Raw genomic sequence first — 11,929 nt, 5'->3', positions numbered from 1 at the left:
CCCCGGCCGCGTTGCGATTTGTCCACGCTCGAACTATGTCGCCGCAGTGCATCGTTCATTGCGAGCCATCGTCGTCTGGTGTCTGCGCGCCGGGGTCGGGCGGCAGCGCGGTCAACAACCGCGGCCCGTGCTGCGCGCCGGCCACCCAGCCGGCTTGCCAATCCGCTTCGCCGGTCGGCTGCGCGGCTAGTATCATGAGGCCGTGTGCGCCGACCTCGAGTTCGGCCGTGGCGAGTCTCTGCGGCGCGCGGTCCGGATCGGCGGTGTCCAGCAGCACATGCCATTCCAGATGCGGCGCGGGAGGCGAGAACTGCAGCGGTTCGTCGTGAGCGTTGAGCATCAATAACAATACTTCGGTTTCGCCATTCAGGCCCGGTCCCGCGCGACGCAACGTGAACGCGCGTCCCTCCGGGTCCTGCCACGCTTCGATCGTCAGCGGATCGCCGTGTTCGTCGAACCAGCCGACGTCGAACAGGCCGGGCAGCACCTCGCGGTCGCCGAACAGAAAGCGCGTTTCACGCAACAGCGGGTGGCGCTTTCGCAAGCCGATCACGCGCGCGACGAACTCGGTCATGCGCCGGCCTTCGGGCGAATCCGCAAGGTCCCAGTCGATCCACGATAGGTCGTTATCCTGACAGTAAGCATTGTTGTTGCCGCGTTGGGTGCGCAGCGCTTCGTCGCCGGCGAGCAGCATCGGCGTGCCGAGCGCGATCATCAGTGTCGCGATCAGCGAGCGCGACACGCGACGGCGCGTGGCGAGAATCGCGGGGTCGTCGGTCGCGCCTTCGACACCCCAGTTGCGGCTGCAATTCTCGTTGTGGCCGTCGTTGTTGTCTTCCTGATTCGCTTCGTTGTGCTTCTGCTCGTACGCGGTGACATCGGCCAATGTGAAGCCGTCATGCGACGTGACGAAGTTGAGCGACGCCCACGGCTTGCGATGCCGCCGGTTGAACAGATCGGCCGAACCGGTCAGGCGCGCGGCGAGGTCGGGCCGCAGGCCGGCGTCGCCGCGCCAGAACCGTCGCACCGTGTCACGGAAACGGTCGTTCCATTCGCTGAAGCCCGGCGGATGATTGCCTAGCTGATAGCCGCCAGGGCCGATATCCCATGGCTCGGAAATCAGCTTGCGTTGCGACAGCACCGGGTCCTGGCGCAACGCGTCGAACAGGCCCGAACCCGGGTCGAAGCCGTGGCTTTCGCGCCCGAGCGTCACACCGAGATCGAAACGGAAGCCGTCGATGTTGAACGCGGTCGACCAGTAGCGCAGCGAATCCATCACCATCTGCATCACGCGCGGATGCGGCAGATTGACCGTATTGCCGCAGCCCGTGTCGTTGATATGGTGACGCTCGTCGCCGGGGATCAGCCGGTAGTAGCTGGCGTTGTCGAGGCCGCGCCATGAGATGGTCGGGCCCATCTCGTTGCTTTCGCAGGTGTGGTTGTAGACCACGTCGAGAATCACCTCGATACCGGCCGCGTGCAGTTGCCGCACGGCGATGCGCATTTCGTCGAGCCGGTGCGTGCTCAGGTAGGTCGGCTCCGGAGCGAAGAACGCGGCCGTGTTGTAGCCCCAGTAGTTGCGCAGGCCGCGCTCCACGAGGAAGCGGTCGTTCAGAAACGCGTGCACGGGCAGCAGCTCGACCGCGGTCACGCCGAGCTTCAGCAGATGCTCGATGAATTCCGGCGCCGCGAGTGCCGCGAACGTGCCGCGTTCATGCTGGCGCAGATCGGAGCGCAGCATCGACGCGCCGCGCAGGTGCGTTTCGTAGATCACGGTTTCGCCCCACGGCACGTCCGGACGCCGGTCGTGCGACGAGTCGAACGCCTCGTCGACGACGACGCACTTGGGCATCGCGGGCGCGGAATCGCGCCGGTCGATCGAAAGGTCCGCGCGATTCGAATGCACGCGATAGCCGAACAGCGCGTCGGACCAGCGAAACTGCCCGACGAGCTTGCGCGCATACGGGTCGAGCAGCAGCTTGTGCGGATTGAAGCGATGCCCGAAATGCGGCTGATACGGCCCGTGCGCGCGAAAGCCGTACGCGGTGCCCGGATGCGCGTTCGGCAGATAGCCGTGCCAGATCTCGTCGGTGCATTCGGGCATGGCGAAGCGGCGGATCTCCTTGCGTCCGGTGGAATCGAACAGGCACAGCTCGATTTTTTGCGCATTGGCCGAGAACACCGCGAAGTTGACGCCCAGCCCGTCCCAGCTCGCGCCGAGCGGATACGGTGAGCCGGGCAGCAACCGGTCGGGCAACGCATGCGACATGTTTTCCCTTTCCTGTTCTGATTGTCGAGCTAGAGCCCGGGTCCGTCCGAGTCTTCATGCAACGGGGGCGCGGCGCTTGCCTTCGCGCCGCGCGCCTGTGCTGCGGCACGTTTCCTTAGTCCGCGCGCAAGACGATAGTTGCGAGTGGCGGCAAAGTCAGCGCGGCGGAATGCGGCCTGCCGTGGCTCGTTACCTGGTCGGAATGGATCAGCCCGCCGTTGCCCATGTTCGAGCCGCCGTATACGGCCGCGTCGGTATTGAGCACTTCCACCCAGCGCCCGCCGCGCGGCATGCCGAGCCGATAGCCGAGCCGCGGCACCGGCGTCATGTTGCACACCACGACGAACTCCTGGCCCGCGCCGTCGGTGCGCCGATAGGCGAACACGCTGTTGGCGCTGTCGTCGCCGATCAACCATTCGAAGCCGCCCGGTTCGCTGTCGAGCAGATGCAGCCCCGGCTCGTTGCGGTACAGATGGTTCAGGTCGCGCACCAGCAATTGCACGCCGTGGTGAGCCGGATCGTCGAGAAGATTCCAATGCGGCGAGCCGTCATGATCGAACTCCGCCATCTGGCCGAATTCGCCGCCCATGAACATCAGCTTCTTGCCCGGGTGCGTCCACATGAAACCGAAGTACGCGCGCAGATTCGCGAAACGCTGCCAGCGGTCGCCGGGCATCTTGCCAAGCAGCGAACCCTTGCCGTGCACCACCTCGTCGTGCGAAAGCGGCAGCACGAAGCGCTCGGAATACGCGTAGACCATGCCGAACGTCATGTTGTGGTGGTGGTACTGGCGATACATCGGGTCTTCGTGCATGTAGTGCAGCGTGTCGTGCATCCAGCCCATGTTCCACTTGAAGTCGAAGCCGAGACCGCCGTCCGCGACGCTTGCGGTCACGCCGGGCCATGCGGTGGATTCCTCCGCGACCGTGATCGCGCCGGGTGCGCCCGGCACATAGCGGACTTCATGATTCAAGCGCTTCAGGAACGCGATCGATTCGAGATTCTCGCGCCCGCCATAGATGTTCGGCACCCACTCGCCGGCCGCGCGCGAGTAGTCGCGATACAGCATCGACGCAACCGCATCCACGCGCAGGCCGTCGACGTGATAGCGCTGCAGCCACGCGAGCCCCGACGCGATCAGGAACGCGCTCACCTCGTTGCGGCCGAGGTTGTAGATCATCGTGTTCCAGTCCTGGTGATAGCCCTCGCGCGGATCGGCATGTTCGTAGAGCGGCGTGCCGTCGAAATCGATCAGGCCATGCGCGTCGTTCGGAAAATGCGCGGGCACCCAGTCGAGAATCACGCCGAGCCCCGCTTCGTGCGCGCGATCGACGAAACGCGCGAACTGCTCGGGCTTGCCGAAGCGCGCGGACGGCGCGAACTGCCCGAGCGGCTGATAGCCCCACGAGCCGCCGAACGGATGCTCGGCGATCGGCAGAAATTCGATGTGCGTGAAGCCCATGCTCTTCGCGTAGGGAATCAGCCGCTCGGCGAGCTCTTCCCAGACGAGACCGCGCTGGCCTTCTTCGGCGATGCGCAGCCATGACTCTGCATGCACTTCGTAGATCGCAATCGGCGTGCGCGCGGTCTGCTTGCCGGCGCGCGACTGGATCCACTCGTGATCGGTCCACGGAAACTGCTCGATCTCGTCCACGTGCGCGACGATCGACGCGGTGCCCGGCGGCTTTTCAGTCTGCATCGCGCACGGATCGGCCTTCAAAGGCAGCGGATGGCCGTCGCGCGACAGAAGCTCGTACTTGTAGCGCGTGCCGGCGCCGACGCGCGGCACGAACAGCTCCCACACGCCCGCCTGGTGACGCAGCCGCATCGGATGACGGCGGCCGTCCCACGCGTTGAAGTCGCCGACCACCGACACGCGCCGTGCATTCGGTGCCCACACGGCAAAGCGCACGCCCGGCACACCGTCGATGTCGACCGGCCGCGCGCCCAGACATTCGAGCACCGCGTACGGATCGCCGTGCGCAAGACGTTGGAGCGGCTCGTCGCCGAGCACCGGACCGAACGAATAGGTATCTTCCACTTCCTGCACGACGCCATGCCAGTCGATGCGCAACCGATACGGCATCGCCGACGTGATGCGGCCCGCGAACAGGCCAGGCCGGAGTTGCTCGAGCTCGCCGAGCGTCGCGCCATCGGCGCGCGAAATCACGGTGACGTGCGCGGCATTCGGCAGCAGCGCGCGCACGATCGGACCCGCGGCGGTCTGATGCAGCCCCAGCTGCGAAAACGGATCGGGGTGGCGCGCTTCGACGAGCGCGTCGATATCGACGGGTTGAAGGCCTGCGGCCGGATCATGCTCACTCATAGTCGCCCTCGGCCGGGTTGGGCGGCGTAGCGGAGCCGGACACCCGGGTTGATGGATCGTAATGCGGCGGTGCGCCGGTATCGCCCAGCAGTCGGCTCGTGAGCGCGGCGAGGCCGCGTACCGGTAAGCCGAGCCATGTCGGCCGGTTGGCCGCCTCGTAGCGAATCTCGTAAGCGGCCTTCTCGATCAGGAACAGATCGAGCAGCGCCTCTTCGGATTCGGGCGCGACGAGCGGCTCCGATGACTGAGCGGCCGCCGCGCGGTATTCGGCGAGGAACGCCGTGGTCGCGTGGGAGCGGAAGCGCTCGAACAGAGCACGCTTGCGATCCGCGGTCTGTTGCGGCGCGCTTTCGGTGGTCGATTGCGCGGCCGCGCTCGCATACGACAGCGAGCGCATCAGACCGGCCACGTCACGCAACGGGCTCGATTTCTGGCGACGTTCCTCGAGCGAACGCGCGGGCTCGCCCTCGAAGTCGATCAGATACGCGTCGCCGTGCGCGACCAATACCTGACCGAGATGGAAGTCGCCGTGGATGCGGATGCGCAACGCCCCCGCGTCGCCCGGCACGAGATTGTCGACCGCCTTGACCAGCGCGGCGCGCCGATCGATCAGACTTTGCGCGAGCCCCTTCGTGTCCGCGTCGCTCATCTCCGCGATGCGCGGCGCGAGCAGATCGAGCGCGCTCGCGAGCATCGTCTGCGTTGCGTCGACCCATGCTTTCACCTGCTCGGCGTTGGCATGTTCCGGCGCGAACGCGGGGTCGTCGCTCGGCGTGGCGAGCGCGACGTGCAGCTCGCCGAGCCGTCGGCCGATGATGCCCGCGAGTTCACCGTAGCCGTCCAGCAGAATCGACTCGTTCGTGCGATCGGGTGCGGTCTGCGTTTCGGTGTCGACCGCGATTGCCAGCTCGTCGACCGAGCGGCGCAGATAATCGAGCGACCAGTTCCACGCGTCGCCCTGATTGTCGATAAAGCCCTGCAGGATCGCGAGCGTATGCGGCACGCCCTCGGGATCGACGCGCACCACTTCGCCATACAACGGCGCGGTGTTCGCATAGCCGAGCTGTGTCAGATAGCGGCTGATTTCCGCTTCCGGATGGATGCCGCTGACGAGCCGCCGCACCAGCTTCAGCACCGCGGCATCGGCGATGATCAGCGAGCTGTTGCTCTGCTCGGCGGCAAGCCAGCGAATCTCGGGCCGCTCGCCGAGATTGTCGAGTTCGGCGAAGCGCTCGGTCGGCAGGAACTTGATTTCGCTCTTCTGCACGGTCGGCACGACTGCGTGTTCGCGCATCTTGCGCAGCACGTTGTGCGCGAAGATCGGCAGCGAGAACGCGTCGGTCAGATGGCCGACGGTGCGGCCGCGTCGCACGCGCGCCAATGCCAATTGCAGGAACAGCGGCGTGGTGGTTTCACCGCCCCATGTGAGCGCGATCGGCACGACGTAGCGCTCGGTGTGATCGCCGACGTCCACTTCGATTTCGGTGAATGCGAAGCCGCCGTTCGGAATCGTCGTCAGCGCGGCGAGCCGCACCGCATGCATCTTCTGATCCTTCGACGCGAACCAGCGGCGCCGGCTCAGCCACGACGGCAGCACTTCGGATTCGAGCAGCCGCACGTTTTCGGGTGTCGGCCCGGTCTGCCCCTCGCGGATCACGATCGTGACGAACTCGGGCAGCGGCTCGGAATGCGCCTGCGCCCACGTCGGCCGTCCGCCGCCTTCGCACAGCATGAACCACAGGAAGCCGTATGGCGGGAACGTCAGCAGATAGGTCAGTTGGCCGATCGCGGGGAACACCGAATCGGCGGTCATCTCGACCGGCACGAAGCCGTTGAATTCGGACAGGTCCAGCTCGACCGCCTGCGGCGCGCGCGACAGATTCGCGACGCACAGGATCGGCGCCTCGCCGGGCATCTCGCGCAGATACGCGAGAATCTTGCGGTTTTCCGGCTTCAGAAAGCGGATCGTGCCGCGTCCGAAGGTCTGCTTCGAGCGCCGCGTCGACAGCATGCGGCGCGTCCAGTTCAATAGCGAGTGCGGGTCGCGGCTCTGCGCTTCGACGTTGACCGCGTCGAAGCCGTACAGCGTACCCATCACGGGCGGCAGCACCAGTTGCTCGGGGTCGGCGCGCGAGAAGCCGCCGTTGCGATCCGACGACCACTGCATCGGCGTGCGCACGCCGTCGCGGTCGCCGAGGTGGATGTTGTCGCCCATGCCGAGTTCGTCGCCGTAGTAGATGACGGGCGTACCGGGCATCGACAGCAGCAGCGAGTTGATCAGCTCGATGCGGCGGCGGTCGCGCTCCATCAGCGGCGCGAGACGGCGGCGAATGCCGAGATTCAGACGTGCGCGGCGATCGCTCGCATAGGTGTTCCACAGATAGTCGCGCTCGGAATCGGTGACCATTTCGAGCGTCAGCTCGTCGTGATTGCGCAGGAAAATCGCCCACTGGTTCGAATCGGGGAGGTCCGGCGTCTGCTTCATGATGTCGGTGATCGGGAAGCGGTCCTCGCTCGCGATCGACATGTAGATGCGCGGCATCAGCGGGAAGTGGAACGCCATATGGCATTCGTCTTCGTTGCCGAAGTACTCCTTCACGTCCTCGGGCCACTGGTTCGCCTCGGCGAGCAGCATCCGGTTCGGATACTCGGCGTCGATGGTCGCGCGAATCCGCTTCAGGATCTCGTGCGTTTCCGGCAGGTTCTCGTTGTTGGTGCCTTCACGCTCGACCAGGTACGGCACCGCATCGAGCCGCAGCCCGTCGATGCCCATGTCGAGCCAGAAGCGCATCACCTGCAGCACCTCTCGCATCACCGCCGGATTGTCGAAATTCAGATCGGGCTGGTGCGAGTAGAAGCGGTGCCAGTAGTACGCGCCCGCAACCGGATCGTGCGTCCAGTTCGACGGCTCCGAGTCGATGAAGATGATGCGCGTCTCCGCGTACTTCTGATCGGTATCGGACCACACGTAGTAGTTGCGATAGTTCGAGCCGGCCTTCGCACGCCGCGCGCGCTGGAACCACGGGTGCTGATCCGACGTGTGGTTGATGACGAGCTCGGTGATCACGCGGATGCCGCGCGCGTGCGCTTCCTGAATGAAGCGCCGCACGTCCGCGAGCTGACCGTAGTCGGGATGCACGTTGCGGTAGTCGGCGATGTCGTAGCCGTCGTCACGGCGTGGCGACGGATAGAACGGCAGCAGCCAGATCGCGTTGACGCCGAGCTCGGCGATGTAGTCGAGCTTGGCGATCAGGCCGGGGAAATCGCCGACGCCGTCGTTGTTCGCATCGAAAAACGACTTGATGTGCACCTGGTAGATGATCGCGTCCTTGTACCATAGCGGATCGTCGCTGAGCGCCGCGGGTTTGCCGCGCCGGCGCGTGCGTACCTTCGCCGCAGTGCCGACGGCCGCGGCCGTTTGCGCCTCGTGCGTGGATTGGGCTGGATCGTCGCGCTTCATGTTCCACCTTCCATCCAGGTTGGGGTGACAGCGTCTGCGTGAAGAGTGCTGTCGTGTTCGTGGTCGCTGTCCTCCGGGCGATCGGCGGGCAGGCCGCCTAGCGGCGCGATGCGCCAGATCGAGAACGGTTGGCCCGAGCCGAGCCGCACGTGCTGCCAGCGTCCGTGCCATTCGAAGCGTGCGCCGGTCATCTGGTCGATCACTTCGAGCGCGGCGTGGTCGTGCAGATGCCAGCGCTGGAACGTGTCCCACGACAACTCGATGTCCGCGCCCTGTTCGTTGAACGGATCGAGATTGATCGCGACGACGATCACGTTGTCGCGCGACTCGGTCGCTTTCTCGAAGAACAGGATGTGATCGTTGTGCGCGGTGAGGAACGTGAGACCGAGATGCGTTTGCAGCGCGGGATTCGCGCGCCGGATGCGATTCAGCGCGGTGATCTCGCCGACGATATTGCCGGGCCGGTGCCAGTCCCACGCGCGCAACTGATACTTTTCGGAGTCCAGGTACTCTTCGCTGTTCGGCAGCGCGGTGGCCTCGCACAGTTCGAAGCCGCTATACACGCCCCACAGCCCGGCCAGTGTCGCGGCCAGCGCCGCGCGGATCAGAAAGCCCGTGCGTCCCTGCGATTGCAGATGGCGCGGGTTGATGTCCGGGGTATTGACGAAGAAGTTCGGCCGGTAGAAATCGCGCGCGCCGGTCTGCGTGAGCTCACTCATGTACTCGATGAAATCGCGCTTCGACTCGCGCCACGTGAAGTACGTGTACGACTGCGAGAAGCCGATCTTGCCGAGCCGGTTCATCATGCGCGGCCGCGTGAACGCTTCGGCGAGGAAGATGACATCGGGGTGGCGCGCACGCACGTCGGCGATCATCCATTCCCAGAACGGCAGCGGCTTGGTGTGCGGATTGTCGACGCGGAAGATGCGCACACCCGCGTCGACCCAGAACAGGATCACGTCGCGCAACGCGAGCCACAGGTCGGGCTTCGCATCGTGCGCGTAGAAGTCCGGGTTGACGATGTCCTGATACTTCTTCGGTGGATTCTCTGCATAGCGCAGCGTGCCGTCGGGGCGCCACGCGAACCATGTCGGATGCTCCTTCAGCCACGGGTGATCGGGCGAGCACTGGATCGCGAAGTCGAGCGCGATTTCGAGGCCGTGCGCATGCGCGGCGGCCAGCATCGCCTTGAAATCGTCGAGCGTGCCGAGCTGCGGATGCACGGCGGTGTGGCCGCCTTCGGCCGCGCCGATCGCATAGGGACTGCCGACATCGCCCGGCTGCGCGGTCAGCGTGTTGTTGCGGCCCTTGCGGTTCGCGAGGCCGATCGGATGAATCGGCGGAAAGTACAGCACGTCGAAGCCCATGTCGCGGATGCGCGGCAGTTTCGCGGTCACGTCCGCGAACGTGCCGTGGCGCGATTCGTCGTCGCTCATCGAACGCGGGAAGATCTCGTACCAGCTCGCGAAATAGGCCGCGGTGCGTTCCGCGTCGATCTTGTAGATCACCTGATCGCGGCTCAGAAACGGCCGGTGGCGCGCGGCGGTCATCGCTGCCGCGGTGGCGGGCGCGAGAATCAGCGCGAGCTTCTGTTCGGCGTCGGCCTTCTGGAAGTCGCGCACGATGTGTTCGAGCTGCTCCTTGTCCGCGCCTTCGCTAGTCTCGACTTCGGCGAGCACGAGCGCGAACAGATGCGCGGCTTCGTCGAGTTCGATCTCGACGGTCTGGTTCGCCTTCAACTTCTTCTGGATGTGCTCGACGAGCGAGGCAAAGTCGTCGCGCCACGCGATCACGGTGAATTCATAGCGGCCGATCCGCTCGAGCGGAATCCGCGCGCTCCACAAGTCGAGACCGGCCGGCGGCGCGGGCGACATCAGCTCTTCGTGCCACGCGGTTTCGTCGGCCGCGCGCCACAGCACGGCGGCCGCGATCTTGTCGTGACCTTCGGCGAAGATCGCCGCGCGAATCTCCGCGCGCTCGCCGACGCTGCGCTTGGCCGCGAAGCGGCCGTTTTCCACCGACGGCGACACGCTCTCGATTGCGACGCGCGGCGCTTCGATCGCGTCGAGCACGGTCTTGTGGCCGCTGCGCTTGCTGTTCGACTTGTCGATGGGCGGCGCGAGGTAGATTGGCTGTTCCGCGAACGCGCGCAGCAGCCGCACCGCGCCCGGCGCGAGCGCGAACGGCGCGAGGGCCGCGGGTTCGTTCCGGCCGCGCGCATCGAGCGGCACGAAGCGCGTGAAGCTGCCCGGCACGCCCGCGAGGAAGCGCGCGGGATCGACCCGCACTGGCGCGCCGAGTTCGGGATTCACGACGATCAGGAGTGCTTCGCTGGCGTCGCGCAGATCGGCCGCGTCGGCGCGCAGCAGAACCGCGGCCGATGCGCCGGGTCCGCTCCATTGGCGCAATTCACCGTTCGCATGCAGCGTCGGCGTATTGCGCGCGAAGTCGTTCGCCTGGGTGACGGCGGCGCTCAGATCGAAGCGCCGTGACTGCACGGCGCGCGCGAACTGCGCGGCGTCGCCGCGCGTTTGCGACATCGGTTCGGCGATGCCGTATTCGAAGCCCATCGGCATCATCCAGCCGCTGCCCAGTGCAACCGACGTGAACAGCGCGCGCCGATACGCCCGCTCGACGATCGCCGCATCGTGCACGTCGCTCAACTCGGCGGCGAGGCGCGTGCCGTACGGCGCTTCGGGAAAGGCGATCGGCGCACCGACGCGCGCGAGCGCCGCATGCTCCTCGGCCATCCAGCTCGAACGGAAGTCCCACCAGCGCGCGGACGAAAACGCGCTGTCGAAGCCGGCTGCTTCGAGCCCGGGCAGATCGCCGCGCGCGAGGCCCGGCGTTGCCGCGAGAAAGCGCATATGCGGATGCTTCGCGCGCACTTCATCGCCGAGATGCCGCCATACGGCAGCCGGCACGCGGTGCGGCGAATCGAAACGGAAGCCGCCGACGCCCGCCTCGGCGAGCGCGAGCAGTTGCTGGGTCCACCAGACGCACAGCGAGGCACTCGTCGCGGGGTCGTCGAAATTCGCATAGGCGACGTTGTCTTCACGATGCACGTGACGCGGATCGAGCCGCGCGAGCTCGGACTCGCGCGCGTGAAACCAGTCCGAATGTTCGCTGTACAGCACGCCGTCGGCGGCCACGCGGTCGATCACCAGATCGATCAGCAGCGTCAGATTATTGCGGCGCGCGGCATCGGCGAGCATGCGTACGGCGTCGGGCACCGAATGCTGCGCCTCGAACACCGGATGCAGCCGCGCGTGATTGCCGACCACCTGAGCGTGGCCCGCCTGGCCCGGCTCGAACAGCCCGGCGATCAACGCGTGATCGAAGCCGAGCCCGGCCGCGTGAGCGAACTGCGCGGGCCAGGCATCGAGAGGCCCGACGAGAAGAGAGTGAAAAAAGTAAATCCGCGGCGCGTACCCGTTTGGAGGTTCCATCGGTCGTTTCCAGAGTTGTCCTGCTGCGGTGTGGATGCAGTTGGCATGCGATCACAGCGCTCATTGGGCTTCCCGAGCCGGATACCGCGCGATGCGTCAGCGGGGGCACGTACTGGTCAATGTAGTGCAAAGATCGTCACGCCGCTGGCCAGTCGCGGGTGCTTTCGCGCCAGACGCCGGTCCGGTGGGACTGGTCGTCACTCGTGGCGGAAAGGGAGCAAACCGTGTGCCAACGCGGCGACCCGCTAGCGGGAAAAGGGGGAGGTTACGTTGAGATGGCGGGTGCCGAAGGTGCGCGTCCGCACGGAGCGCGTGCGATTAAGCGGGCATTGTTACGCACGCCGCGGGTGGCGCGGCATGTAAAACGGGACCACGCGGGTCGGATTTACACGGACGGACGCGCGATGCCAGCGTGACGCTCACGT

At 66.0% G+C, this 11,929-nt stretch carries 4 protein-coding genes; all 4 read right to left on the bottom strand.

All coding sequences use genetic code 11. The features are described 5' to 3' along the window. Positions 1-55: 55 nt before the first annotated feature. Positions 56-2,269 (bottom strand): glycogen debranching protein GlgX, encoded by a 2,214-nt coding sequence (gene glgX, locus AB3X89_RS15965; protein WP_368584153.1) that lies wholly within the window; start codon positions 2,267-2,269, stop codon positions 56-58. Positions 2,270-2,384: 115 nt separating this feature from the next. Continuing rightward, positions 2,385-4,595 (bottom strand): 1,4-alpha-glucan branching protein GlgB, encoded by a 2,211-nt coding sequence (gene glgB, locus AB3X89_RS15960; RefSeq protein ID WP_368584152.1) that lies wholly within the window; start codon positions 4,593-4,595, stop codon positions 2,385-2,387. Next, positions 4,588-8,055, bottom strand: coding sequence for a maltose alpha-D-glucosyltransferase (gene treS, locus AB3X89_RS15955; protein ID WP_368584151.1), 3,468 nt, complete (start codon positions 8,053-8,055; stop codon positions 4,588-4,590). The genes glgB and treS overlap by 8 nt, the downstream gene beginning before the upstream one ends. Next, positions 8,052-11,504, bottom strand: a complete 3,453-nt coding sequence (locus AB3X89_RS15950) for a maltotransferase domain-containing protein (protein ID WP_368584150.1) — start codon at positions 11,502-11,504, stop codon at positions 8,052-8,054. The genes treS and AB3X89_RS15950 overlap by 4 nt, the downstream gene beginning before the upstream one ends. Positions 11,505-11,929 lie beyond the last annotated feature (425 nt).

It is taken from the genome of Paraburkholderia sp. BR14320 (assembly GCF_040948665.1).
Taxonomy (GTDB): domain Bacteria; phylum Pseudomonadota; class Gammaproteobacteria; order Burkholderiales; family Burkholderiaceae; genus Paraburkholderia; species Paraburkholderia youngii.
This window is presented reverse-complemented; position numbering and strand designations above follow the sequence as displayed.